Below are 26824 nucleotides of genomic sequence, written 5' to 3' on the forward strand. Positions count from 1 at the left end.
TTTTATTAACATATATTGTTTAGAGAAACTGTGTTAAGGGGGGATTGCAGTGGGTTCTAAAAGAAAGTTTAAAAGAGACTATATAATACTAGAAGCTAAAGACATAAACTTTAGATACAAAGAACGAGTACTGCCAAAAGCTTTTGCAAAAGTCGAAGTAAATGATGAAAAATCAATCATTGCATTATATGTAGAAAATCTAAAATATGTTAAAGATGGGTATAAAGCAGTAGCAATAAAAGGTGACCATGGATTAATAGACTTAGGAAATATAATTTTAAATGAACAAGGAAGAGGTGAATTTGTTTTAGATTTAGAGGATTATGATGAAGAAATAAAAGGAATTGCCTTATTGTATGAAAGAAATATTCCTCTAGTTGGGTTTAAGGGAAATAAGATTGAAAATTATGAGGACATATTATTCCAAGATGTAGAAGATGAAGAGTTAGCTGAAAGTGAAGAAGAGTATTTAGAAGAAGATATAGAGGTTGAAAGAGAAGAAGAGTACTTAGAAGAAGATGCTGATAATGAAGAAAACAGTGATAGTGACGAAGAATATATTATAGAAGAATATGATGAAGATGAATATGAAGATTATTGGGAAGATGATGAAACCGAAGAGGGAGAATTAAAGATAAGAGCAGATGTAGAAGATTCTAGTGATGATGAAATTGAAGAATTTAATAACTATAAGGAAATAGAAAATTATAACAAGGCTAAAGAAAATGAATTCTATGACGATATAGAATATGAAGATGAATATGATGAGGATGAAGAAGATTTTGAAATAAGACATGAAGAAAAGGTAGTTGCTTCTCAAAAAACTACTAAGTCAAAGAAAACTCAAAAAGAACAAAATAATGTTGAAAAAGTAAAAAGAGCCAATGGAATAAATCAAATAGATAGTGGGAATAAGCAAGCTGGAACATTACTTATGCCTAGACAAATAAAGAAAGGGTTAAAGCTATTTAGAGAAGTTAAGCCTTTTACAGCAGATTATATAGACAATACAAGATGGTGGAAAATAGAGGTAAACCCTACAACATTGTGTGGATATTCAATGCCTTATTTAGGATATTTAAATGTATTGAATTATACAATGTATAGTGATGCAGTTTTACATTCATATAAATATAGACATTACTTATTCGGAGTACAATATGATGAATATAATAAGAGAAAGCATTATATTTATGCTATTCCAGGTAATAGAAATGAACAACCAGATAATGGAAGTACAGGATTTTTGAGATATCAAGCTTGTGACCACAGAACCAATAGTTTAGGCTACTGGTTATGCTTTATAGATTCTAGACAGAGAAGTATAGTTAGATAAAACAATAAGAATGAAAGAATTTAACTTTAACTTTCATTTTAGTAAAGAAACTTAACTAAAATGATATAAAAGTTTAAAAACTATTGATAATATTTAAATATTACACTACAATATATGTTGAAATACCTATTATATTATGGAGGAAGATTATGATAAACGAGCAAAGAATTTTAAATGAGTTCCTTGAATTAATACAGATAGACAGTTTATCTTTAAAAGAGGGGAACGTAGCCAAAGTATTAGTTGAAAAGTTAGAAGAAATAGGTTGTTCAGTTGTAGTAGATAATGCTGGTGAAAAAGCAAATGGAGAAACAGGCAATATAATAGCTACTTTAAAAGGAAATAAAGAAGGAAAGAAAATATTATTTAGTTCACATATGGATACAGTAACTCCAGGAATAGGGGTAAAACCTATAGTGGATGAAGTAAATGGAATAATAAAAAGTGATGGGACTACAATATTAGGATCTGATGATAAAGCAGGTATAGCAGCTATATTAGAGGGATTAAGACAAGTAAAAGAAAATAATATAGAACATACTGATATTCAAGTTGTATTCTCTATATGTGAAGAATGTGGATTAGTTGGAGCTAAAAATTTAGACTATGCAAAAATAGATTCTAAATATGCCTTTGTATTAGATAGTGGTGGTTCTCCAGGAGAGATAATAGTAAAAGCTCCTGCACAAGATGTAATAAATGTTAAGATATTAGGAAAGACAGCTCATGCAGGTCTTGAGCCTGAAGCTGGTATAAGTGCTATAATGGTAGCTGCTAGAGCAATAGATAATATGAATTTACTTAGAATAGATGAAGAAACAACTGCTAACATAGGAATTATAAATGGTGGAACAGCTACAAATATAGTAACAGGAGAAGTTAACATAGTTGCAGAAGCTAGAAGTCTAAAAGAAGATAAATTAGATGTTCAAACTAAACATATGGTAGAAACTTTTGAAAAAGCTGCTAAGGATTTTGGAGCTAAAATTGAAATAGATGTAAATAGAGCATATACTCCAATAGATGTTAATGAAGATTCAGAAATAATACAACTTGCAAAAAAAGCATTTTCAAATTTAGGAATAGAAGGTCATACTGAATCTACAGGAGGAGGTAGCGATACTAATATATTAAGTAAAAATGGTATTGAAGCTATAACTCTAGGAATAGGTATGAAAAATGCGCATACATTAGATGAACATATAGCTATAAAGGATTTATATGATTCTGCCAAAATGGTAATAGAGATAATAAAAGAAGCATAAATTTAAATAATAGTGTATAATATATATATCGCCTAGCTCAAGCTAGGTGATTTTTCATTTTATAGAAGATTGATAATCTCTATTGAAAGTAAAAGATATACATTTGAATATAATAATAAATTTAATTTATGTTTAAGTATATGTTTTTAATAATATTTAGATTTGGTTTGTTAGGAGGAATAACAATGGAAACAAGGTATGAGGAAGCAAATAAAATAACAATACAATCAATAATTTGGAATATAGTCTTAACAATAATTAAGGTGATAGCTGGTATTATTGGTAATTCGAGTGCTATGATTGCAGATGGATTACATTCAGCCTCAGATATTATAAGTTCTATAGGTGTACTGATAGGTAATTATGTATCTTCTAGACCAGGAGATAAGGAACATAATTATGGTCACGAAAAGGCAGAGACATTGGTATCATTCGTATTATCAATATTACTTATATTTGTTTCTATAACAATAGGTATAGGGGCTATTAAATCATTATTTAACTTAGATGCATTGAGTGTTCCATCAATACTTCCGTTAATAGTGTCAGTCATCTCAATTTTGATAAAAGAGTATCAATATAGAATAACAATCAAAGTTGCTAAAAAGATAAATTCACCAGCTTTAAAAGCAGATGCTTGGCATCATAGGTCAGATGCTCTATCTTCAGTGGCTGCATTTATAGGTATAGGAGGTTCTATTTTAGGATTTAAACCATTAGACCCAATTGCGTCAGTTGTAGTGGCAGTATTTGTGGCTAAGGTAGGAATCGATATACTTAGAAGTTCTGTAAATGAATTGATGGATGTTTCAGTTGATGAAGAAGAAAGAAGAGAATTAAAGTTTATTGTAGCAGATACAGAAGGTGTTAAAAATCTAGGAGATATAAAGACTAGAAAGCATGGAGCTATGGCATATGTGGACTTGACTATATGTGTTGATGAAAATCTCACAGTAAAACAGGGGCACGATATTGCTACTAAGTTGGAAAAACATATAATAAAACATATGGAATTTGTAAAAGGGATAACAGTTCATGTTGAACCATGCACTAATTGCCAAGGAAATAAGTGTATAAAATAATTATAGCTTAAAAAAAAGTGTAAAAAGTTATATAATTGTTTTATGACTATAAACTCTAGGGGTGGTTAAATGAGTAAGAAAAGAAAACTAAAGAAAAAAGCTGCAATATTAATAGGAGTAGTTGTTTTCTTTATAATATACTTTATATCCTTTAAAATAGGTCTAAACATGGAGAAGGATAAGAGTGAGGTTCCAAAGAAAGTAGAAACAGAGACAGAAGATAATAGGTCTTTAATGACTCAAATAAAAGAGAAAAAGAAAATTTATGTATCAGATAAAAATGTAGAAAACATAAAAATCGAAGAAGATATGTGGAACGAGATAAAGTTCTTTTTCTCAGAATTTAAGAAGGTAAGAAATACTACTTCTTATGAAGCAATTTATGAAGGGTATTCTGATGATGGAATTAAATTTTCTACAGACCTTAATTTTTTTAGAGTCTATACTGTAAATAAAGAGGAATATTATAAAGTTCCAATTGATTCCAAAAATTCTTTTAAGAAACTTTTAGATGAGAGTATATATACTTCATTTGACCTTTTGAGTCACTATAAAGACTGGAAAGAGGTTACTATAACTTATGGAAAAGAAACTAAGAAGGTTCATAAATGGAAGTTTGATGATTTAGCACATAAGATGATTTCAAAAAGAGTTGTAGGAAAGGTTCAGCCAGAAAAAAGCAAGGAAAGAAGTGATTATAATTTCAGTATAAATATAAAAGGTGAAAATTTTGCTGTGAAAGTAGATACAATGGGCAAGGATTATGTAAAAGTTACTTCTAAAAAAACTGTCTCTTACTACGAGGTTCATACAAGTTTATTTGATTATCTTAAAAATGAAATATTTGAGATTGGAAAGAAATAAAATATTAAGAAGGCTATCAAGCGATTATATCATTTGATAGCCTACATTAATTTTTATATGTTATTTTTAGTTACATACTATTTTTCAACTAGTAAGTCTGCAACCTTATATATTGGACCAGCACCAGCAGTTATTACTAAATCATTATCATTAACATTTTCACGTAAATATTTTACTATATCTTCAAATTCTTTTATGTAGATAGCATCTACGTTGTTTTGATATAATTTTTCAACTAAATCTTTAGAGTGTATATCTCCTGGATCATCTTCTCTTGCAGCATATATGTCTGTTATGATAACTTTATCAGCAGCATAGAAAGCTTCTGAAAATTCTCCTAAAAGAGATTTTGTTCTAGTGTAAGTATGTGGCTGGAAGATGCACCATAAAGTTGATTTTTTTAACTTTTTAGCAGCAGCTAAAGTAGCCTTTAATTCAGTTGGATGATGTGCATAATCATCTATTACTAAGGCATTTTTGTAGTATCCTTTAGATTCAAATCGTCTTCCTACACCTTTATATATTTTTAAATTTTTTCTTATAGTCTCTAAATCAATACCAGAAACAAGAGCTGCCATTATAGCAGAAGAAGCATTGTATATATTATGAAGACCATATACAGAAAGCTCGAATTCTCCCAAATCTTTTCCTTGATACTCTATTTTAAATATCCCATGACCACTATTATCAAAATGTATGTCTTTTATTACAGCATCATTGTCAGAATCTCTACCATATTTTATAATAGTAGCTTTGACATCATATAATATGTCATCTACATTTTCATCATCACCATTTATTATGAAATATCCATCTGGAGGTAAAAGTTTACCAAATTTATTAAAAGAAGCTTTGATTTCGTCTATACCTGAGAAATAATCAAGATGGTCTTCCTCAACATTTAAAACTATAGATATCTTAGGATTAAAATTAAGGAAACTATCTACATATTCACATGCTTCAGTTATAAAATGGTTAGAATTACCTATCTTAACATTACCACCTATCATGCTTAAGTTACCACCAACTAGTATAGTTGGGTCTAAGTCTGCATATTCAAAAATTGTAGACAACATAGATGTTGTAGAAGTCTTTCCATGTGTACCAGAAACTGCTATAGAGTTTTTATATTCTCTCATAATCTGGCCTAAAAAAGTAGCTCTGTTCATTATTAATTTATTCTTTTCTCGAGCAGCTATAAGTTCTTCATTATCTGGGTGAACTGCTGCAGTATAAACAACCATATTTACATCATCTGATATATTTTCTTTTTTTTGACCGATATAGATGTTTGCCCCTTGATCCCTAAGTTTGTCTAATAGATATGATTCGTTTGAATCCGAACCTGAAACCTGATAACCCTTATTGATACATATTTCGGCTAATGCACTCATGCTGATACCGCCAATTCCTATAAAGTGTATATTCATAATAAAACCACCTTTCTTTTTAATTAAGTCCTACAATATGAACTATTTTTGTGGTATAATAATATAATGTTCAATATTTTATAATTAATATGCATATAATATTATATGTATTTTATTTTTGAATATAATAAAACATAAGTAATATTATACCACAATACGAATTGTTATGCATTATTTAGTTTAACGTTATATAAAGGTATTTGTAGGAGGAAATAGTAATGAAATTTAAAAGAACAGAGAGAATTGGAGCAATAGTTAAAATACTATCTGATAATCCAAATAAAATATATACATTAAGTTATTTTACAAATCAATTTAATGCAGCAAAATCCACAATAAGTGAAGATTTATTAGTTGTAAAAAATGTATTTGAAAAACTACATTTAGGGAAAGTTATAACTATCTCAGGTGCAGCAGGAGGAGTAAAATATATACCTAAAACTTCTATAGCAGAAAATGCAGAGTTTTTAATGGAATTATGTGAGAAAATATGTGACACATCTAGAATACTATCTGGTGGTTTTTTATACTTAATTGATTTAATTTATGACCCTACAATAGCTGCTAAGATAGGAAAAATATTTGCTTCAAACATTGAATATGTAGATGCAGATTATGTTGTAACAATGGAAACAAAAGGTATACCTATGGCACTTATGACTGCAAAGGCTATGAATTTGCCTTTAGTTATAATAAGGAAAGACATAAAAGTATCAGAAGGTCCTACCCTTAGTATGACATATGTAAGTGGAAATAATTCGAAGGTTGAGAGTATGAGTTTACCAAGAAGGGCTCTTAAACCAGATAGTAAAGTTATAATTATAGATGATTTCATGAGGGGTGGAGGTACTATAAAAGGAATGGTAGACCTTATGAATGAATTTGGAGCAGAGGTTATAGGTACTGGAGTATTTATATCTACAACAAATCCTTCAGAAAAAATGGTAAAAGATTATATATCACTAATTCAGTTAGATGTTACTGGAGATAAAATAGTAGTTGAACCAAATTTAAAAACTTTTAAAGATGAATATAGAAATGAAGAATTAGATGAAGAAAATGATTCAGAATTTGAATTTGAAATAGATGAAGATTAATAAAAAAAATATTTAGAAAAATATGTAAAAATAAAAAGAGGATATCCCTAGTTGTCCATAGAATTACTTAAAAAACAGTTTATATTAATTTATTCCAACAATAATAATTTTAATATAAATTAATTTCTGTCAAAATCAAAGGGGGATATATTGGTATGAAGATAACTGACGTAAGAGTAAGAAAATTAACAGAAGAAGGCAAGATGAAATGTATAGTTTCAATAACTTTTGATAATTTGTTTGTAGTGCATGATATAAAAGTTATAGAAGGCCACAATGGGTTATTTATAGCAATGCCTAGCAGAAAAGTAGGCGAAGGAAATTTCAGAGACATAGCTCATCCAATAAATGCAGAAATGAGACAAGTTTTAGAAGATGCAGTTTTACAAGCGTATCATGAAGCATTAGTTCAATGGGAAGTAGCTGCTGAATAACAATAAATATAAAATGGAGAGAGCCCGAACATTTAGGCTCTTTTTAAATGTAGAATTTGCATTAAAATATGTACTTTTTAGTAAAAAAGTGCTATATTATTAGTGATAATGTATATGTTGTATACAAATTGTTAAATAAATGTATTATAATGTATATTGATTGAGATAATAATACGAATAAAATTAAATTAGATTGAATGGAGTGTATCAATGAACTTTAAAGCTATAATCCTTGCCGCTGGCAAAGGAACAAGAATGAAGTCTAAATACCCAAAAGTTATACATAAAGTATGCGGAAAAGAAATGGTCAACCATATTATAGATGTTTCAAAAAAATCAGGTGTAAAGGATACTGTTGTAATTTTGGGGCATGAAGCGGATGTAGTAAAAGAAAAACTTGCAGAAGAAACTATGATAGCTATGCAAACAGAACAGCTTGGAACAGGACATGCTGTAAAAATGGCTAAAGAATATATAAATGATGACGATATAATAGTTGTACTTTGTGGAGATACTCCACTTATAAAGGAAGAAACATTAAAGAAATTATTTGATTTCCATATAGAAAATAAATATCATGCCACAGTTCTTACAACAAAAGTTGGAAATCCAACAGGTTATGGTAGAATAATAAGAGATAAGAAGGGTGACCTTCTTAAAATAGTGGAACAAAAAGATGCAAATTCAGAAGAAAAAATGATAAGTGAGATAAATTCTGGGATATACTGTTTTAATGGAAAGAGTCTTAGAGAAGCATTAGATTTGTTAAATAATAACAATGCACAAGGTGAATATTATTTAACTGATACTGCTAAAATAATGAGAGACAAGGGCTTAAAAGTTGGTGCATTTGCAGGTTCAACTATTGAAGAACTTATGGGTGTTAACTCAAGAGTGGAATTATCAAAGGCAGAAGAAATTATGAGAAGAAGAATAAATGAATCTCATATGGTAAATGGAGTGACTATAATAAACACTAACTCTACCTACATAGAATCTGATGTTGAGATAGGTAATGATACTATAATATATCCAGGGGTTATGTTACAAGGAAAAACAAAGATAGGTTCAGATTGTATAATTGGAATGAACTCATCTATAACAAACTCAGAAATAGGAAATGGTACAGAAATAAAAAATTCAACGATACTTGATAGTAAAGTTGGAGATAATACTACTGTTGGACCATATGCATATTTAAGACCGAAAACTAACTTAGGAAACAATGTAAAAATAGGTGATTTTGTAGAGGTAAAAAATGCTGTTATAGAAGATGGTTCAAAAGCATCTCATCTTTCTTATATAGGAGATGCGCATGTTGGAAAAAATGTAAATATTGGATGTGGAGTAGTATTTGTAAACTATGATGGTAAAAATAAATTTAAGTCAATAGTTAAAGATGATGCGTTTATAGGTTCAAATTCTAATTTAGTTGCACCAGTAGTTGTAGAAGAAAAAGGATATATAGCAACAGGTTCAACAATAACACATGATGTCCCAGATGGAGCTTTAGCAATAGCAAGACAAAGACAAGTTGTTAAAGAAGGATGGGTAGAAAAGAAGAATCAAAAAGATAATCAAGGTAAGTAGTTATTTAGTTTATTATTTTGGCTAATAAAATTAGCTCGAAATTATTATAAATTATATTCATTAGGATTTTAAAATTTTCAGGAGGGTTACATAAATGAATACTAGCGGAAGCGAGATTAAAATTATTGCAGGTAATTCATCGAAAGAGTTAGCACAAAAAATAGCTGACTATATAGGTGTATCAGTGCTAGACTGTGAAGTAGGTACATTTAGTGATGGTGAAATATGTGTAAACATGAATGAGACAGTAAGAGGTTGTGATGTGTTTGTAGTACAATCTACTAATAGTCCAGTAAATGATAACTTAATGGAGTTATTAATCTTAATTGATGCATTAAAGAGAGCATCAGCAGGAAGAATAACAGCAGTTATTCCTTACTATGGATATGCAAGACAAGATAGAAAAGCTAAGGCAAGAGATCCAATCACTGCTAAATTAGTTGCAAACTTAATAACTGCTGCTGGGGCAGACAGAGTATTAACAATGGATTTACATGCAGCTCAAATACAAGGATACTTTGATATACCACTAGACCACTTATTAGGTGGAACAATATTAGCAGATTACTTCAATGAAAAGAAAATAGAAGATTTAGTAGTAGTATCTCCAGATTTAGGAAGTGTTACTAGATCAAGAAAGTTTGCTAATACTTTAAATGGAGAAGTTCCAATAGCGATAATAGATAAGAGAAGACCAAAAGCTAATGTATGTGAAGTTATGAACTTAATAGGTGATGTTAAAGGTAAAAATGTTATACTATTAGATGATATGATAGATACAGCTGGAACAATCGTTAATGCGGCAAATGCACTTAAAGAGTTTGGAGCAAAAGATGTTTATGCTTGTTGTACTCATGGTGTATTATCAGGACCAGCTATTGAAAGAATTTCTAATTCAGAAATAAGTGAGTTAATAGTTCTTGATACTATACAACTTCCTGAAGAAAAAAGAATAGATAAGATAAAAATAAAAACAGTAGCTCCTTTATTTGGAGATGCTATAAGAATGATATTCTCTAATGAATCAGTAAGTAAATTATTTTAATTAATTAGATTTATAAGAGTTGCTTAAAGTAAGTTTTTAAGCAACTCTTTTTTAATATCTAATTTATGTATTATTATAATTTATTGGAGTTGTATGTGTGTATATAAAAGTAAATGTTTCTTGTAAAACATGTGGATAAGTAATTAAAAACTAAATGCAATAAAAGATATAAAATTATGAATATTACGAATATAAAAAATATTTGCAAAAAAGTATTGAAAAAATTTGAATTATGTAGTATTATGTAAATATAAATTAAAGAAAGAGGTGTTTCCAATGGGAATGATTGAAGATGAACCCCTAATAATTAATTGATTCAGTCACAATCTAAAGTAAATATAAAAATCTATTGAAAGTTTATTTATAAGAATTGAAAATAGTATCTATTCTATATCTTTAGTGTTTGTGAGAGGGTTCTGGATTATATAAAGTTACTGTAAAGAAAGTAATTTTGTACGATAAGCATATATATAGATGAAGAGTTTCATTTATATAGTGATTGTGGCTGAATCATAACTGCAAGAATATAGAATGTTTATATATAGATGTTTTTAATAAAATACTATATTGTAATAGCTTTTAGCTTTCAAATAAATATTAGCAAAGGATGGAAATGACAATGATAAAACTAAATGATAATTTATAAATATCTCCTTACGATATATGGTAATTGTAGGGAGATGTTTCTTTTTTTGTATAGTATAATCACTTTCGGAAATTATGTTTGAATATGTTAAAGTTTGGTATATATAAATAATATAAACTGTATTGCTAAAATGTGGTAACTATTATATAATATAAGTGGATATGTATCTCTATTATGAGTTATATATCATTCTAAATTTAATAAAATAGAAACGTTGATGTATGTTCTGTGATGTGGGCACCTTGGAACATATTGAGTTAGTGGTGCAACCGGCTATGAAATTGTATTTATGATACTTTTATTTTCATAGTTTTTTTTGTTCAAAAAAATGGTTATATGCTAGAAATAAATCTGGTTAGTACGTGTAAATAATTTTACTTAGATTTTTAACCAGATATATTATAATTAAGTATTAATTAAAAAAATTGAGGGGGTATAAAAATGAAGTTAAGAAAAAATAAAAAAGGTTTCACTTTAGTGGAATTATTGGTAGTAATTGCAATTATAGGTATATTAGCAGTAGTGGCAGTTCCAGCTTTATTTAGTAATATAAACAAAGCTAAGGTAGCAAGTGTTGAGTCTGATTATAGTTCAGTTAAAAGTGCAGCATTGTCTTATTATGCAGATACTAACACATTACCTACAGATATAAAAACGCACTTAAAATCATACTTGGAATCTGATATAGAAAATTCTGATATTGGTGGAACTTATGATTTAGTTAAAGTTAGTAATAATAAAAAATTAGCATTATTGATAGATGGCGCAACAATAACAAAAGAACAAGCGAACAAACTAGTATCTGATATAGGGGAAGATAAGGTTTATACAGATGAAAATCTTTCTAGTAAGTTAACTAGTGCTTTAGATAAAGGTGATATATACATCATTCTTATAGATAATTTAGAGGATAATGGTAGTAGTGGTAATTAATAGTAAATAATATATTTATTATTTGATTATATTTAAGTTTAATTATAAATTTAATGAAAAAGGCAGGAAGAAAATCTTCCTGTCTTTTATACTATTTTCTTTAATGTCCAATCACAAATGATGATATAATTGAGATAGTAAAGGAGTGAAATCTGTGGCTAAAAAAGTTAGAATAGGAGACAAACTGGTCGAAAAAGGATACATAACAGAAGACCAGCTTAAATGGGCATTATCAGAGCAAAAAAACAGTGGAAAAAGACTAGGAGAATTTCTAGTACAAGAAGGTCTTATAGATAGTAACTTATTAATAAGTGTATTAAAAGAACTTTTAGATATAGAAAGTGTATTTTTAGAAGGAACAGAAATAGACACATTAGCTACAAAGATGGTTCCAGAAAATATATGCAAAAGATATGCTGTATTTCCATTCAAAATCGATGGAAATAAAATATGTCTAGCCATGTCAGACCCACAAGACAGAGAAGCAGTTCAAGATGTAAGACGTATGTCAGGTAAAGATGTCGAAATATTTATATCAAGTGCAGAAGATATAAACAAAGCAATAGGTCATGCTTATGCACATTCAGAAATAAATAAAGCAATGACTGAATACAACAAAAACAAGACTGGTGGAATTAGAGAAACAGTAATCCTTGAAGAGGATGTAAATGCTGCTCCAATAGTAAGACTAGTAAATAATATACTAGAAAATGCTGTTAGAATGGAGGCCAGTGATATACATATAGAACAAAGCGAAAATTACATGCGTGTTAGATTTAGAATAGATGGAATGTTAAGAGAATATATGAGAATGAACTCTGCTCCATACAAAGCGGTAATAAGTCGTATAAAAATAATGTCAGATATAAATATATCTGAAAAGCGGATTCCACAAGATGGTAGAATATATTTAAAAGTAGATAATAAACCTATAGATTTTAGGGTTTCTACAATGCCTACTAATAGGGATGAAAAAATAGCAATGAGAGTACTTGATAAGAGTAATTTTATGGTAAGTAAAGAAGTACTAGGAATAGATGAACATGGCTCTAAGATATATGATGAGTTAATAAATACCCCTTATGGGCTTATATTGGTAGTTGGACCTACTGGAAGTGGAAAAACTACTACATTATATTCAATGCTAAATCAATTGAATACGGAAAATAGAAATTTATTAACGATAGAAGACCCTATAGAGTATGAACTACCTGGTGTAAATCAATCTCAAATAAATGAGAAGGCAGGACTTACTTTTGCCAGTGGGCTTAGAGCCTTTATGCGTCAAGACCCAGATATAATAATGGTTGGAGAGATAAGAGATACAGAAACTGCTGAAATAGCAATTAGAGCTTCTCTTACAGGACATTTAGTTTTAAGTACATTACATGCAAATACAGCAGTCGGAGCGATTTCACGTCTTTTAGATATGGATGTGGAAAGTTTTTTGATAACTTCATCTCTTTTAGGGGTAATATCTCAAAGGCTGACACGAAAAATATGTGAACATTGCAGAATTTCATATGAGGCAGACACTGGAGAAAAAAAGGCTCTTGGAATTGATGTAAACGAATCAGTGACTATCTATAAAGGACAGGGATGTGAAAGATGTAATAATACTGGATATAAGGGACGTCTAGGTATATTTGAAATGCTTGAAATTACACCAGAAATAAAAGAGCTAATAGATTCATCTGCAAATCAAAGAGAAATTTTAAAGTTAGCTAAAAAACAAGGTATGGTTAGTCTAAAAGAGGATATAGTTAAAAAGGTTTTAGGTGGAAAGACAACAGTAGAAGAAATGATTAGAATAATTTTGATGACTGATTAAAGGATGATATTATGAAAAGTTTTAAGTATACAATAATAAAAGAGGATGGGAAAAAGCAAACTGATGTAATTGAAGCTAATGATTTTAATGAAGCTAAAAGTCTTCTTAGAAAAAGAAATCTTAGAGTTCTTGAAATCAAAGAAAGTAAAAGTAAAAATATAAATATATCTTCTAGAAAGAGAAAAAAAGACTTAGGGGCTGACCAAATAAGCCATTTTTGCAGACAGTTTGCTATTATAGTATCTTCTGGTATAAATAGTATTTCTGGATTAGAAACATTAGCAGGAAGGTCAACTAATGTTACATTAAGAGAAGAAATAAATCGTATAGTAGCAGAGATAAAAATAGGTTCTACTATTGCTGACTCAATGCTTGCACCAAAGTCTAAGTTTCCAAAGTTACTTGGTGCTATGGTGGCTACAGGTGAGGCTACAGGTAAACTAGATGAAGTATTAAAAAGTATGGCTTCATTTTATTCCAGTGAGCATAGAGTTAAGCAAAAGCTTAGAAATGCAGCTACATACCCATTAATAGTTTTGATTTCTTCATTTATAATGATTTTTATATTTACAGCATTTATGGTACCTAAGATGATTAATTCAATCACAACAGTAGGTGCCACTCTTCCACTTGTAACAAGGATTGTTATGGGATTTGGTACATTTATGAAGACATTTTGGCCAATAGTACTTTTAGTTATTATACTGTCTATTTACCAATTTAAGAAGTATCTAAAAACACCAGTGGGTAGAGCTCAAAAGGATAGAGTTATAAATAAAATTCCTGTATTGGGAAAAGGTATAAACTGTATGGTGGCTACACGATTTTCAAGAGCATTGTATCTATTTGTATCAACTGGGTATCCATTAGTTCAAGGGCTCGATTATATTATAGATAGTGTAAATAATACTATGGCAGAAAAGATTTTAACATCAGCAAAAGATGGAATAACAAGAGGTGAAAGTCTAGCAGAAAACTTAGAAAGATATACGTATTTTGATTCAGTTTTAGTGCAGATGATAGCTATAGGGGAACAGACAGGGGAATTAGAGAACATAAGTAGACAGATGGCTGAATTCTATGAATATGAATCCGAAATTTATCTAAATAGAATGGCATCAATGATAGAACCTGTTTTAATAATTGCAGTTGGTATTATAGTTGCGGTACTGGTTGTATCAATATTCATGCCAATGCTTAGTATATATGATGCTATGTAGGAGGGAAAACAACAAATGAATAAGGTTTATGTATCATATTATGGTGATTCTATATCCATAGTTGAAGGCAGATACAAACATGATAAAGATAAATTTTATATAAAAAACTTTAATGTATTTTCAATAGAGGATATTGCTCAAGATTTTTCTAAAGAAAAGTATGCTCTATTGAGATATGCATTAGAAAATGTAAAGTTAAAATCAAAACATATAGTGTTTTGTTTGAATACGAGAGATGTAATTCTAAAACCTCAAAAGTTGCCTAAGATGGATAAAAAAGATTTAGATGGATTTATGAAGCTAGAAATGGATGAAATGATGGCTCTGGAATCAGATGAGTATGTATTTTCATATGAAGTATCTAGTGAGATATCTGATAGGTCAGAAGGTGAAGAGGCTAGTTTAAATCTGATTATTGGGGCTATAAAGAAAGAAGAAGTAAATGCAATTGTAGATATAATACATGAATTTGATTTGGTATTGGATAGAATAGATACATTATCAACAGCTTATTTAAGAATTCTCAAGAATTTAGATTACAATGATATAATGGTGACAAATATAAGCGATAATAGCACAATTATAAACATATATAAAAAAGATACTTTATTTATTAGTGATAATATACCAATAAGAATAACTGCTAAAGATATGGAAATGCAATTATTAAATGTGGTCGAAGAGTCAAAAGGACTTATGAATTACTATTCGTCAAGAAACTTTGGTAAGGTAACAGACACTATATTGATATTGGGGAAAAGGTACTCTAATAAATTAATTTATGAGGCTTTTAGTTCTGCATTTTCAAACTATGTTTCTCAAGGTCTTACAGAGATAATGGATATAGCTGATATGGTATCTGGTGATATAGATGAAGATGATATAAATTCAATTGTAGAACTTTTAGGTTGTATGATAGAGCCTAAAGACAAAAAAGATTTTGAAAATATAAATTTTCTACCAATAGATATACTTAGAAAACAAATGAAAGCTAAACAAATAAAAAGTGTAATGAAAATGGCACCTGTGGTTATTTTAGTGATTTCTATTCCATATTTATGTTTAATTTTTTCAAACAGTTTAGCTAATAAAGAACTTGAAAATGTAAATGATGAAATAAGAAATATTGAGTCTGCTTACTATCAAATTGGAAATATAGAAAAAATGATACAAAGTAAAACAGAAGAAATAAAGGTATATGATATGTTAATTGGGAAAAAGGTAAAATGGGAAAATCTATTGGATGATATAGATAAAAATACTCCAAGTAGAGTTGAACTAATGAGTTTATCAACGACTTATCAAAATCTTGGAACTACTAATAAAACTGAGAACTCAAATAACAATAAAACTACCACAAATAAATCAAGTAGTAATGAAACAAAATCAAATACAAAAAGTAGTAGTGATGGAGATAAAGCCAGCAGTGATTTAAATGAAGATAAGACTACAAATGTGTCAGAAGCATTAACTGGAGATAGTGGAACTGATAGTGATGATACAGATAAAGATGATAAAACACCATTATATGATAAGATACCAAATGTTATAAACATAGAAGGAAATGCTAAAGATTCTTCTTATGTAGGTCAGTTTTTATATAAATTAAAGGGCTTGTATTATTTTGAAGATGTTAAACTGCATAGCATAAAAAGCAATGAAGAGAATTCCAACTATACATTTAATATGACATTATACCTGAAAGAAGGTGTATTAACTAATGAATAAGGACATATTTAAAAAAGATATAAAAGATATATTTAAAATGGAAGTTAGTCTAAAGGGAATCATTATAAAAGTCGTAATTTTACTTGCTATTTTATCCTATGGATATTTTGGACTTTATCCACAATACGAGAAATATGTTTCTACAAAAAATTCTGTAAAACAAGCTACACAAAAATTAAATACATACAAAGAGAAAACAGCTCTTATGCCAAAATATGAAAAACAACTTAAAAATATTGAAACTGAATTAAATGAAAAAAGTAAAAACCTATTATATGATATGCAAGATGGTCTGTTTCTAATTGGTTTAGACAAGAAAATGAAAACATATAATATTGACTTAACTAGCTATGATGTTGGAAATATTAGAGAATATGAACATTTTTATGGAATATCAACAACAATAAGTGTTAGAGGGGATTATAGAAATGTTAAAAAATTGATGGCTTATTTAGAAGAGCAAAAAAATGTTACTCAGATATTAGACTATACTATGACTTCATATATAGAGCCAGAAAAAGAAGAACAAGAGACAACAAGTAATAAAGACTTAATTAAAAATGTGAACATAAATAAAGATACAAAAATATATTGGGTAGAAGGCGAAGATAAATGGCATTTATATAATGACTGTCCATTGATAAAAGAAGGAGAAATTCTTAAGAATGACAAACTTTTAGATAGGTCAACAAGTTATCTATGTAACACTTGTGTACTTAGAGCTGCAACAGAAAAAGAAACAAAAAAAGAAGTAGTAACTCCACAAGCAGAAGGTGTAGTAGAGGCTACATTTAAATTTATAATGTATACTAAAGAAAATACTACAATGGTACTTGATACAGATAATCCATCTTCATGGAGACCAGGAAAATATAATCCATTTAAATCTAGTGCAAAATAAAACCAAATAGGTTTTAAAGATAGGTGATGAGCTTGTACAAAAACAATGAAAGAGGTCTTACTTTATTAGAAATAATAGTAGCTGTATTTATATTGACTATAGTTTTAAGTATTTCTTATAAAGTATTTAATGGTATAACATCAGCAGTAAAAAAACAACAAATCATTACAGATGCTCAAGTAAATATTAATTTAATTAATAAATATTTAAATAGAGACTTAGAAAACTGTAAGGATGTAACAAAGAACAGTTCAGGTAGTGGTTATGAATACAATATAGAAACTCCAGAGAATACAGTAAAGTATGAAGTATCTATAGATACAAAAAACAATACAGGAGTATACTCTGTAACAAGAATTCAAGAAAATACCACTAATACTGAAGATGCACTTAGAGAAGAAATAATTTCTAATCAACCATTAGTTCAAAACAATAAAGAAATGAAGGAAATGCCATTTAAAATAGAAAAACAAGCTGATAAATCTATTTATACAGTAAGTGTATATTATAATGAATCAGCTCAAGAAGGCCAGAAAAGCAGTGATTTAAATAATAAGACTTATACATTTGATGTTATGTCAAGAATTGGGTAAATGGGAATTTATTTAAAAAATAAGTAGGTTGATAAAATATGAGTAAAAAGAGTAATGAAAAAGGATTTTCTTTAATTGAAGTATTAGTAGCTATGGCGATTATGGGAATTATATTATTTGCATTTTTTAATATTATCAATACTAATGAAAAGGCCAACACTAAAAATGAAGCAGATATAAGTTCCTTAAATTATGTTCAAAGTGAAATAGAGAACTTAAGAGAGAAAATAAAAAGTGGAACATTTGATTTTGACAGTCTGGATAAGCGAGAAGATGGAACAGTGGAATATGAAAAATTAATAGATAAATCAAACAAAGTCGTATATGATAAAGTACTTAACAAGGATGATGTGAGTTTATATGATACTCCATATAAAGAGATTACAACAGTAGAAGATAAAGACGGAAATATAATTGACAAGGAAAGTATTACAAACAAAGTAAAGGTTATTGTAGATGATAAAAGTGGTCAAATATACAAAATAACTGCAACGGGGAAAAGCATGAATGACTATTCAAGTAAAAAAGAAGTTAAAATTGTAACTGAAATATTTAAAGATAAATAATTTTACTTGGGGGTGAGATTTTGAGGAAGTATAATAAGATAAAAAACGAAAGAGGGGCGGCGTTAGTTTTAGTTTTGGTTGTAGTAGCATTGCTTTCTATTGTTGGATTGACATTTTCAAATCAGATAGCTAATGGAATAAAATCTACAAAGACTACTAATGAGGGTATACAGGCCAAGTATCTAGCAGATACATGTGTGGAAAATAGTGTTGATAAAGCATATGAAAAATTGTATGATGAGCTTGAAAAAATAGATAATGAACTTAAAAGTGAAAATCAAGAAAAATCAATATCAAGGTCAGCATTAAGAAATATATCAAGTTTGGAACTTAATAATCAAGATGAGGAAAATCTTCCAGTGGAGAGACTTGGGTATATGAATAATATAAAGTTCTATTTAAATAAAGCTGCTCCAGATTTAGAAAAAGCTAGTATAGAGTTAAAAAAATTACAGGGTTTAAATATATTTGAGGATAGGGATATTGAAGATATAGCTGAAACTATTCTTTCACATAGAGATTCTACATTAAGAATTTGTAAGACTTATACTTCTGGAGATATCAGTAAAATAAATGAAAGTATTTTGGTTGGAGATATAGATTCAACTACATTACTTCAGGCAAAGTTAGTAAATAATGATATTCTTTTAAAAATGTTTTTAGAAGGAAATAAAGTTGAAAATGAACATTTAAATGGGACATTTTCATACACTTATAAAGCTTTAGATAGTATTTCTTTGGCAATGCAAAATATGATTGAATACAGACATACATTTCATATTGATGAACCAAAAGTAGAAATATCTGATGGAATTCCAGATTCTCAACAATATTATGACTTAATACAAAATCCTATAATAAATGGGAAGAGATATGGTTGGAATAGTAACTGGGATACATTAGAAAACTTGTTAAAACTCTTACCAAATCAAACTGAAGGATTTAATGCTTTGAGGGTTCACTTGAGAAATAATGTAAGGAAATTTGAAAAATTAAGTGAGAATATATATAGTGGAAATAAAAATACAGCAGAAGATTTTTTGGAATATAAAGAGTTACTATATGAGATATCAGACCAATGTAATCAGTTAAAAAGTATGTCTTATGAGAAAATACCTGTTAAATATGATAATATGACTTTGATAACAACTTTTGATTATATACAAAATGAGCTTTTAGCGGAGATAAAATGTAGACTGAAGGAATTAAAACCTCAAGAAGTTGATAAAACAGAAGACGCTACTATAAAAATACCTTTTTATAAAGCTGACTACGACATGACAAAAGAAAGCTGGCCAGAATTAAAAGAAAATGGCTCAGGGGCAGAGTTAAGTTTAGTAGTAACTGGTGATAAAGATGGAATAAAAGAGGTAGAAGTTAAAGATGGACAAAAAAATATTCTTGGATTAGGTGTTGAAGAAAATTCAAATTCAAAATATGAAGTTGAAGCTAAAGTTAAATTTAATATAAATGTAGATTCAAATATATTAGATAATTATGACATAAAAGATAAAATTTCAATTAGTCATGACATAAGTTCGTACAAAAAAGTAAACTAAACACAAAACTATAACTTAGTATAAACTAATAAGTAATAAAATGACTTTGTATGTTTATTACTAAAAAAGTAAGTAAATTAATAAAAGATATGGAGAATAAATATTATGTATATTTATGATTTATTAGAGCAAGCAATAAGTTTAAAGGCATCAGATATACACATAACAGTTGGTACAAATCCTGTAGCTAGAGTAAAAGGTGGATTTGTAAAGCTAAGTGAACAAATCTTGACACCAGAGATAACGATGCAAATGGCAAAAGACATAGCAGGGGAATCTATGTTTAAAGTAATAGAAGAACATGGAGAAGCTGATTTTTCAGCTTCTCTAAAAACTGGAGAAAGATTTAGGGTAAACTCCTATAGACAAAAAGGAAATTATGCAATAGCAATAAGAACTATAACAGCAGAAATACCAACTTTTGAGAAACTAGGACTTCCAGAAAACATAAAATCTTTTACTGAAAGACATAAAGGATTGGTTTTAGTTACAGGACCTACAGGAAGTGGTAAAAGTACAACACTTGCAAGTATGATAAATATAATAAATGAAACGCAACAAAAACATATAATTACACTAGAAGACCCAATAGAGTATGTCCATCACCATAAACAAAGTTTAGTAAACCAAAGAGAAGTAGGAACTGATACAGAAAGTTTTCACTCAGCTCTTAGAGCTATTTTACGTCAAGACCCAGATGTAATACTAATAGGGGAAATGAGAGACCCTGAGACTGTGTCAATAGCGTTAACAGCCGCAGAAACAGGACATCTAGTATTTTCAACACTACATACAGTTGGTGCTGCTAAGACAATAGACAGAATAGTGGACATGTTCCAGCCAGCCCAACAACAACAAATAAAAACTCAATTGTCTACAGTGTGTGAAGGGGTAGTATCACAACAATTACTTCCTACATCAGATGGGAAGGGTAGGATAGCTGCAATTGAATTGATGTTTGCAACACCAGCAATAAAAAACCTAATAAGAGAAGGAAAAACATATCAAATTCCAAATATGATACAAACTGGAGTTAAAGCAGGTATGAAAACTATGGATCAAGATTTAATGGAACTTTATAAAAATGGAAAGATTACAAAAGATATGGCACTTAGTAGATGTACTGACCAAGAATTTATGACTAGAATGATAGGTGGAGTAAGTTATAATGGAAATTATAGTCGTTAATTTATATGTATTTGTAGTTGGGCTAGTATTTGGAAGTTTCTTTAATGTTTGTATTTTTAGGATTCCAGAAGGTATATCTATCTCTAGTCCCCCATCTCATTGTATGAGTTGCAATACTAGATTAAAGACTATGGACTTAATACCAGTTTTTAGCTATTTAATGAGTGGGAGAAAATGCAGATATTGTGGTGAGAAAATTTCTAGTAGATATGCTATAGTAGAGTTAATTACAGGAATTTTATTTTTAACAGTATTTATGGTTTATGGAATATCCATATCGACTATTTATTATTTGGTTCTTGTATCTTTATTAATTGTAATAACATTTATAGATATTGACCACTTTATAATACCAGATAGGATACTAGTTTTTGGGGCTATATTTGCTATAATTTTTAATCTTCTACTAAAAGAAGTTTCAATTAAAGATTCTATTATAGGTGCTTTTGTATGTGGAGGAAGCGTTTGGCTTATAGTAGTTCTAATTGAATTCATAATAAAAAAAGAATGCATGGGTGGAGGAGATATTAAACTATTCGCAATGTTAGGCTTATATATGGGTGCTAAAAATGGTCTTTTAACAGCTTTACTGAGTGTTTATGTAGGGGCAGTATATGGAATTTGTGTGATAGTTTTGAGCAAGATAAAGGGAAAGAAATACAATTCTGTTATACCTTATGGGCCATTTATATCAATTGGAGCATTAATAACAATTTTATTTGGAAGACAATTACTTGAATTTTACTTTTCTATACTTATGTAGAGGATAGTTAAATTTAATGTAATTTTAATTTTTATAAAAGTGAATTAAAGTAATCAATAAGGACAATATTATTATTAACCCTACTACAGAGTACTGTAGACTATGGAGTATATAATAATAATTTCCTTATTTTTTGCATATTTGATAAATAAATCCTTATATATTTTTTGTGATGGATTAAAGAAAAGTTCGTATAATATGCTTTTTATTTACATAGTAACTGTAGTTTTATCTGTATTAATATATCTAAAATTTGGGATTAGTACAGAATGTGTACAATATATAGTATTGATTCCATTTTTAATAATTATATCTATTATAGACTACTACACAATATATGTATATGATATAACAATAGTTAGTGGTATAATAGTTCAAGGTGTAATTTTTTTAATCTTTTGCAATATAGTGCAAATTGACTATATAAGTCATATATTTGGACTGGCAATAGGTTTTATTATACCTTATATTATTGCTAAATTTACAAAAGGATTAGGCTATGGAGATGTAGGTCTCTATAGCTTATGTTGCTTTGCATTGGGAAATAACTATGGATTTTATGTGATAATTTTATCATTTGTTTTAGCATTTTTATTTTTTGTTATTTTATATGTAATTAAAATTTTTAAAAATATAAATATCAAAAAACAAATTCCTTTTACACCATTTATTTCTCTAGCGACAATTATAATAATATTTACAGAGTATAATATATTTGATTTTTATTATAGTTTGTTATATAAATTTCTATAACAGGAGGTAAAAAATGTACGTAGTAGTAGGGTTAGGAAATCCAGGAAAAAAATACGAAAAGACTAGACATAACGTTGGATTTGATGTCATAGATATTCTTGCAAAAGAATACAACATTAGTGTTACTAAAATAAAACACAAAGCTTTAATTGGCGAAGGTAGAGTAGGTACTGAAAAAGTATTACTAGTAAAACCACAAACTTATATGAATTTAAGTGGAGAAACATTAATAGATATATATAAATATTATAAGGTAGATTTAAATAATATAGTAGTAGTGTATGATGATATAGATTTAGATGTTGGAAAGATACGCATAAGAAAAAAAGGAAGTGGTGGTACTCATAATGGAATGAAATCTATAACGAAGTGTTTAGGTTCAAATGATTTCCCAAGAGTAAGAGTAGGTGTATCTAAGCCAGAAGTTGGCCAAGACTTAGCAGATTTTGTACTTTCTAGATTTAGAAAAGAAGAATCTGATAATATAAATGAAGCACTAGAAAAAGCGGCGTGTGCTGTTGACTCAATAATAAGAGAAAATATAGACATGTCTATGAACAAATACAATGGATAGTGAGAGGGAGATTTAAATGAATGATGTTTTTTTATATCCTTTGCAGAACTCAAAAGAGTATAAAGATATAATAAACTGCATAAAAAATACAAAAGGCTCATTATTGGTTAATGGACTTTTACCAGTACAAAAACCTCATATATCATATTCTATGTTTAATGATTTGTCACGACAAATGATTTTTATCACAAGTAGTGATTTAGAAGCAAAAAAAGTATATGAAGATTTAAATTTTTATGTTGGGGATAAGGTCGAATATTTAGGGTTTCAAGATATTTACTTTTATCATTTAGATGCAAAGGACAGAAACGAAGAAGCAAAAAAATTAAAGGTGTTGTTAAAACTAGCAAAGAAAGAAAAAATAATTTTAGTGACTTCTATTGAAGCCGTTTTAAGAAAATATATACCAAAACAAGTTTTACTTGATAGTGTGTCTCATTACAAAGTGGGGGATAGTTTAGATTTAGAAAAATTAACTGAGAAGTTAGTTTCCTTAGGATATGAAAGAGTTTCAAAAATAGAGGGGTTTGGTCAATTTAGTATAAGAGGTGGAATTATTGATGTGTTCTCGCTTGAGTATACAAATCCGATTCGTATGGAATTATTTGATGATGAGATAGATTCCATACGAACTTTTGACGTATTTTCTCAAAAATCAATTGATAAATTACAACAATTCTCTATAACCCCTTCAAGAGAATTTATTTATCCAGAAAAAACTACAGATGCATTAGTTAGATTAAAAAAAGAAACAACTAAAAATACTGATGAAGGAACCTTTCAAAATATAGAATATATATCAAGTAAGACCTATTTTGAAGGTGTAGAAAACTATATAGATTATATCTATCCAGAAGAAAACAAAAGTATATTTACTTATCTAGCAGATGATGCAATAGTATTTATCAATGATATAACAAGACTTAAGGAAAGGTGTGAAAATTACTTAAATGAGTTTAGAGAAAATTACAAATTAAACCTTGAAAGAGGTTTAGCTATCAAAAGTCAAGGAAAACTATTATACCACTATACAGATTTAGAGTACCTAGTAAAAGACAAGTCTGTAGTCTTAAATTCACTATTACCAAAGTCTATAAATAACTTTTCTGTAAAATCCATAATAAATTTTGAAAGTAGAGAAGTACCTACATTTAATGGAAAAGTAGACTTACTTGTAGAAGAATTAAATCGGCTGAAATACAATGGCTATAAAATAATTTTGGCTACAAATACATTGGAAAGAGCAAATAAATTAGGAAAAGATTTATTGGATAAAGGCTTAGAAACAACTGTTTCTAAAGATAGAGATATTGAAATTAAATCTTCTCAAATTGTAATTGTACCTGCACATATAAATAGTGGTTTTCAGTATAAATCCATAAAATTTGTTGTTATAACAGATAATGAAATGATAGGGGTCTATAAGAGAGCCTCTAAGACTAGTAATAAAAAAGCCAAAAAAGGAAAGAAGATAGAGTCATTTTTAGATTTAAGCGTTGGAGATTATGTAGTACATGAAAATAGTGGTGTAGGTAGATACACAGGAATTGAACAGATTACAGTTAACGCCATCAAAAAAGATTACATGAAAATAGTTTACCAAGGTGGAGATAATTTATATGTACCAATAGATCAGATGGATAAAGTACAAAAATATATTGGTGCAGAGGTAGAAAAAGTTAAGTTAAATAAGCTTGGAACAAATGAGTGGACAAAGGCAAAGGCAAAAGTCAAAAAAGAAATTGAAGATATGACAAAAGACTTAATTGAACTCTATGCAAAACGTGAAAAGATACAAGGGTATAAGTTTTCAAAAGATACACCTTGGCAGGCAGAGTTTGAATCCTTGTTTCCATATCAAGAAACAGAAGACCAATTAAAAGCAATAGAGGAAACTAAACATGATATGGAATCAAGTAAAGTAATGGATAGACTTGTTTGTGGAGATGTTGGCTATGGAAAAACAGAAGTAGCAATTAGAAGTATTTTTAAGGCATGTATGGACCAAAAGCAGGTTGCAGTATTAGTACCAACAACGATACTGGCTCAACAGCATTACAATACATTTAAAGAAAGGTTTGAAAATTATCCTTTGAGAGTGGAAGTTTTGAGTAGATTCAAGACTCCAAAGCAACAAAAGCAGATTATTGAAGATGCTAAAAAAGGGTTAGTAGATATTTTAATTGGTACTCATAGAATAATATCTAAAGATATAAATTTACCAAACTTGGGTCTTGTAGTTATTGATGAGGAACAAAGATTTGGTGTAAAACACAAAGAAGCTTTAAAGAAAATTAAATCTACAGTAGATGTTCTTACACTTTCAGCAACTCCTATACCAAGAACTCTACATATGTCTTTAAGTGGGATAAGAGATATGAGTGTTATAGAAGAACCCCCGCAAGAAAGACATCCTGTAATAACGTATGTTACTGAGAGTAAGGAAAGCGTAATTCAAGATGAAATAGAAAGAGAATTAAGCAGAGGTGGACAGGTATTCTTCGTATACAATCGAGTTGAACATATTGAAGAAATGGCAAGTATGATTCAAAAGCTTGTGCCAGATGCTAGAGTAGCTGTTGCACATGGAAGAATGACTTCTAAATCACTAGAAAATATAATCTTAGGATTTTTAAATAAAGACTATGATGTGCTAGTGTGTACTACAATAATAGAAACAGGTATGGATATATCCAATGCAAATACCATGATTATATACGATGCAGATAAAATGGGATTAGCTCAGTTATATCAGTTAAGAGGTAGGGTTGGAAGAAGTTCCAGACAAGGATATGCATATCTCATGTATGAAAAAGATAAGACTTTAAGTGAAATAGCAGAAAAAAGATTAAAGGCTATTAGGGAATTTACAGAATTTGGATCAGGCTTTAAAATAGCTATGAGAGACCTTGAAATCAGAGGGGCTGGAAATATTTTAGGTTCTCAACAACATGGTCATATGGCAGTCATAGGTTATGATTTATATGTCAAAATGCTTAATGATGCAATTAAAAAGGTTAAAGGTGAGCCTATTGTTGAGGAAATTGATGTTGAAATAGATTTAAGTGTAAATGCATATATTCCAGACAATTATATTAAGGATGAATTGATTAAGATTGAAATGTATAAGAAGATTGCTTCTATTGAAAATAGGGAAGATATGTTGGATATACAAGAAGAACTTGAAGATAGATTCTCTGATATACCTAAACCAGTACAAACACTACTTACAATAGCTTATATAAAATCATTGTGTAAGATATTAAAAATAGAAAAAATTAGACAAGTGAAAGATGAAATATTATTAGTTCCAATAACAAAGTATAGAACTAAACAAAAAATAGGTTATAATATAGTTACAGAATTAGAAGAACTGTTAGAAAAAATGTGCAAGGTAAAATAACTTGTAAATTTAAGAAGGGATGT

At 28.9% G+C, this 26824-nt stretch carries 22 protein-coding genes and 1 riboswitch; of the genes, 21 read left to right on the plus strand and 1 reads right to left on the minus strand.

The genetic code is table 11. The annotated features are described in order from the left end of the window. Nucleotides 1-49: 49 nt before the first annotated feature. The 4 genes from JJC01_01970 to JJC01_01985 all read left to right on the plus strand — a co-directional run bounded on the left by JJC01_01970 (nt 50) and on the right by JJC01_01985 (nt 4547). The gene (locus JJC01_01970) at nt 50-1336 is read left to right on the plus strand and encodes a hypothetical protein (protein ID UDN58660.1); all 1287 of its coding nucleotides are present in this window, start codon (nt 50-52) and stop codon (nt 1334-1336) included. A gap of 149 nt (nt 1337-1485) precedes the next feature. Continuing rightward, nucleotides 1486-2601, plus strand: coding sequence for a M20/M25/M40 family metallo-hydrolase (locus JJC01_01975; protein ID UDN58661.1), 1116 nt, complete (start codon nt 1486-1488; stop codon nt 2599-2601). A gap of 185 nt (nt 2602-2786) precedes the next feature. Continuing rightward, a complete protein-coding gene (locus JJC01_01980; GenBank protein UDN58662.1) occupies nt 2787-3683 on the plus strand; it encodes a cation transporter in 897 nt (298 codons plus the stop codon). Nucleotides 3684-3752: 69 nt separating this feature from the next. Then, nucleotides 3753-4547: a hypothetical protein gene (locus tag JJC01_01985; GenBank protein UDN58663.1), complete on the plus strand. Its 795-nt coding sequence runs from the start codon at nt 3753-3755 to the stop codon at nt 4545-4547. Between the two features lie 77 nt (nt 4548-4624). Here the strand turns inward: JJC01_01985 and JJC01_01990 are convergent, their stop codons facing one another. Next, nucleotides 4625-5977: a UDP-N-acetylmuramate--L-alanine ligase gene (locus JJC01_01990; GenBank protein UDN58664.1), complete on the minus strand. Its 1353-nt coding sequence runs from the start codon at nt 5975-5977 to the stop codon at nt 4625-4627. A gap of 218 nt (nt 5978-6195) precedes the next feature. Between JJC01_01990 and purR the strand changes: the two genes are divergently transcribed. From purR to mfd, 17 genes are all read left to right on the plus strand, one after another. Beyond that, nucleotides 6196-7074, plus strand: coding sequence for a pur operon repressor (gene purR, locus JJC01_01995; GenBank protein ID UDN58665.1), 879 nt, complete (start codon nt 6196-6198; stop codon nt 7072-7074). Nucleotides 7075-7229: 155 nt separating this feature from the next. Next, on the plus strand, nt 7230-7508 hold the full coding sequence (spoVG, locus tag JJC01_02000) for a septation regulator SpoVG (GenBank protein UDN58666.1): 279 nt from the start codon (nt 7230-7232) through the stop codon (nt 7506-7508). Between the two features lie 210 nt (nt 7509-7718). Further along, on the plus strand, nt 7719-9098 hold the full coding sequence (gene glmU / locus JJC01_02005; GenBank protein ID UDN58667.1) for a bifunctional UDP-N-acetylglucosamine diphosphorylase/glucosamine-1-phosphate N-acetyltransferase GlmU: 1380 nt from the start codon (nt 7719-7721) through the stop codon (nt 9096-9098). 94 nt (nt 9099-9192) lie between these two features. Then, complete coding sequence (locus tag JJC01_02010; GenBank protein UDN58668.1) at nt 9193-10143, plus strand: ribose-phosphate pyrophosphokinase; 951 nt, start codon at nt 9193-9195, stop codon at nt 10141-10143. Between the two features lie 844 nt (nt 10144-10987). Further along, nucleotides 10988-11073, plus strand: a riboswitch (cyclic di-GMP riboswitch). Between the two features lie 157 nt (nt 11074-11230). Continuing rightward, on the plus strand, nt 11231-11722 hold the full coding sequence (locus JJC01_02015) for a prepilin-type N-terminal cleavage/methylation domain-containing protein (GenBank protein ID UDN58669.1): 492 nt from the start codon (nt 11231-11233) through the stop codon (nt 11720-11722). Nucleotides 11723-11876: 154 nt separating this feature from the next. Beyond that, nucleotides 11877-13553: a type II/IV secretion system protein gene (locus tag JJC01_02020; protein ID UDN58670.1), complete on the plus strand. Its 1677-nt coding sequence runs from the start codon at nt 11877-11879 to the stop codon at nt 13551-13553. A gap of 11 nt (nt 13554-13564) precedes the next feature. After that, the gene (locus JJC01_02025; protein ID UDN58671.1) at nt 13565-14773 is read left to right on the plus strand and encodes a type II secretion system F family protein; all 1209 of its coding nucleotides are present in this window, start codon (nt 13565-13567) and stop codon (nt 14771-14773) included. Nucleotides 14774-14788: 15 nt separating this feature from the next. Further along, the gene (locus JJC01_02030) at nt 14789-16501 is read left to right on the plus strand and encodes a hypothetical protein (protein ID UDN58672.1); all 1713 of its coding nucleotides are present in this window, start codon (nt 14789-14791) and stop codon (nt 16499-16501) included. After that, nucleotides 16494-17402 (plus strand): type 4a pilus biogenesis protein PilO, encoded by a 909-nt coding sequence (pilO, locus tag JJC01_02035; GenBank protein UDN58673.1) that lies wholly within the window; start codon nt 16494-16496, stop codon nt 17400-17402. Before JJC01_02030 ends, pilO begins: the two co-directional genes overlap by 8 nt. 26 nt (nt 17403-17428) lie before the next feature. Beyond that, nucleotides 17429-17995 carry a prepilin-type N-terminal cleavage/methylation domain-containing protein gene (locus tag JJC01_02040; GenBank protein ID UDN58674.1) on the plus strand — a complete coding sequence of 189 codons (567 nt, stop codon included), beginning with the start codon at nt 17429-17431 and terminating at the stop codon, nt 17993-17995. Between the two features lie 38 nt (nt 17996-18033). Beyond that, the gene (locus JJC01_02045) at nt 18034-18561 is read left to right on the plus strand and encodes a prepilin-type N-terminal cleavage/methylation domain-containing protein (protein UDN58675.1); all 528 of its coding nucleotides are present in this window, start codon (nt 18034-18036) and stop codon (nt 18559-18561) included. Nucleotides 18562-18581: 20 nt separating this feature from the next. Then, entirely contained in the window at nt 18582-20120 is a 1539-nt protein-coding gene (locus JJC01_02050) for a hypothetical protein (GenBank protein UDN58676.1), read from the plus strand. Nucleotides 20121-20225: 105 nt separating this feature from the next. Continuing rightward, on the plus strand, nt 20226-21308 hold the full coding sequence (locus tag JJC01_02055; protein UDN58677.1) for a type IV pilus twitching motility protein PilT: 1083 nt from the start codon (nt 20226-20228) through the stop codon (nt 21306-21308). Next, nucleotides 21289-22071 carry a prepilin peptidase gene (locus JJC01_02060; protein UDN58678.1) on the plus strand — a complete coding sequence of 261 codons (783 nt, stop codon included), beginning with the start codon at nt 21289-21291 and terminating at the stop codon, nt 22069-22071. Before JJC01_02055 ends, JJC01_02060 begins: the two co-directional genes overlap by 20 nt. Nucleotides 22072-22173: 102 nt before the next feature. Further along, on the plus strand, nt 22174-22824 hold the full coding sequence (locus JJC01_02065; GenBank protein ID UDN58679.1) for a prepilin peptidase: 651 nt from the start codon (nt 22174-22176) through the stop codon (nt 22822-22824). A 13-nt stretch (nt 22825-22837) separates the two neighbouring features. Then, the gene (locus JJC01_02070; GenBank protein UDN58680.1) at nt 22838-23398 is read left to right on the plus strand and encodes an aminoacyl-tRNA hydrolase; all 561 of its coding nucleotides are present in this window, start codon (nt 22838-22840) and stop codon (nt 23396-23398) included. Between the two features lie 16 nt (nt 23399-23414). After that, the gene (gene mfd / locus JJC01_02075; protein ID UDN58681.1) at nt 23415-26801 is read left to right on the plus strand and encodes a transcription-repair coupling factor; all 3387 of its coding nucleotides are present in this window, start codon (nt 23415-23417) and stop codon (nt 26799-26801) included. Nucleotides 26802-26824: the final 23 nt, after the last annotated feature.

The sequence above is a fragment of the Clostridioides sp. ES-S-0010-02 genome, from assembly GCA_020641055.1.
In the GTDB taxonomy this organism is placed as follows: domain Bacteria; phylum Bacillota; class Clostridia; order Peptostreptococcales; family Peptostreptococcaceae; genus Clostridioides.

Coding starts and splice junctions, on each gene's coding strand:
- JJC01_01975 (UDN58661.1), top strand. CDS start 1,486: ATGATAAACGAGCAAAGAATTTTAAATGAGTTCCTTGAATTAATACAG.
- JJC01_01980 (UDN58662.1), top strand. CDS start 2,787: ATGGAAACAAGGTATGAGGAAGCAAATAAAATAACAATACAATCAATA.
- JJC01_01985 (UDN58663.1), top strand. CDS start 3,753: ATGAGTAAGAAAAGAAAACTAAAGAAAAAAGCTGCAATATTAATAGGA.
- JJC01_01990 (UDN58664.1), bottom strand. CDS start 5,977: ATGAATATACACTTTATAGGAATTGGCGGTATCAGCATGAGTGCATTA.
- purR (UDN58665.1), top strand. CDS start 6,196: ATGAAATTTAAAAGAACAGAGAGAATTGGAGCAATAGTTAAAATACTA.
- spoVG (UDN58666.1), top strand. CDS start 7,230: ATGAAGATAACTGACGTAAGAGTAAGAAAATTAACAGAAGAAGGCAAG.
- glmU (UDN58667.1), top strand. CDS start 7,719: ATGAACTTTAAAGCTATAATCCTTGCCGCTGGCAAAGGAACAAGAATG.
- JJC01_02010 (UDN58668.1), top strand. CDS start 9,193: ATGAATACTAGCGGAAGCGAGATTAAAATTATTGCAGGTAATTCATCG.
- JJC01_02015 (UDN58669.1), top strand. CDS start 11,231: ATGAAGTTAAGAAAAAATAAAAAAGGTTTCACTTTAGTGGAATTATTG.
- JJC01_02025 (UDN58671.1), top strand. CDS start 13,565: ATGAAAAGTTTTAAGTATACAATAATAAAAGAGGATGGGAAAAAGCAA.
- JJC01_02030 (UDN58672.1), top strand. CDS start 14,789: ATGAATAAGGTTTATGTATCATATTATGGTGATTCTATATCCATAGTT.
- pilO (UDN58673.1), top strand. CDS start 16,494: ATGAATAAGGACATATTTAAAAAAGATATAAAAGATATATTTAAAATG.
- JJC01_02040 (UDN58674.1), top strand. CDS start 17,429: ATGAGCTTGTACAAAAACAATGAAAGAGGTCTTACTTTATTAGAAATA.
- JJC01_02045 (UDN58675.1), top strand. CDS start 18,034: ATGAGTAAAAAGAGTAATGAAAAAGGATTTTCTTTAATTGAAGTATTA.
- JJC01_02055 (UDN58677.1), top strand. CDS start 20,226: ATGTATATTTATGATTTATTAGAGCAAGCAATAAGTTTAAAGGCATCA.
- JJC01_02060 (UDN58678.1), top strand. CDS start 21,289: ATGGAAATTATAGTCGTTAATTTATATGTATTTGTAGTTGGGCTAGTA.
- JJC01_02065 (UDN58679.1), top strand. CDS start 22,174: ATGGAGTATATAATAATAATTTCCTTATTTTTTGCATATTTGATAAAT.
- JJC01_02070 (UDN58680.1), top strand. CDS start 22,838: ATGTACGTAGTAGTAGGGTTAGGAAATCCAGGAAAAAAATACGAAAAG.
- mfd (UDN58681.1), top strand. CDS start 23,415: ATGAATGATGTTTTTTTATATCCTTTGCAGAACTCAAAAGAGTATAAA.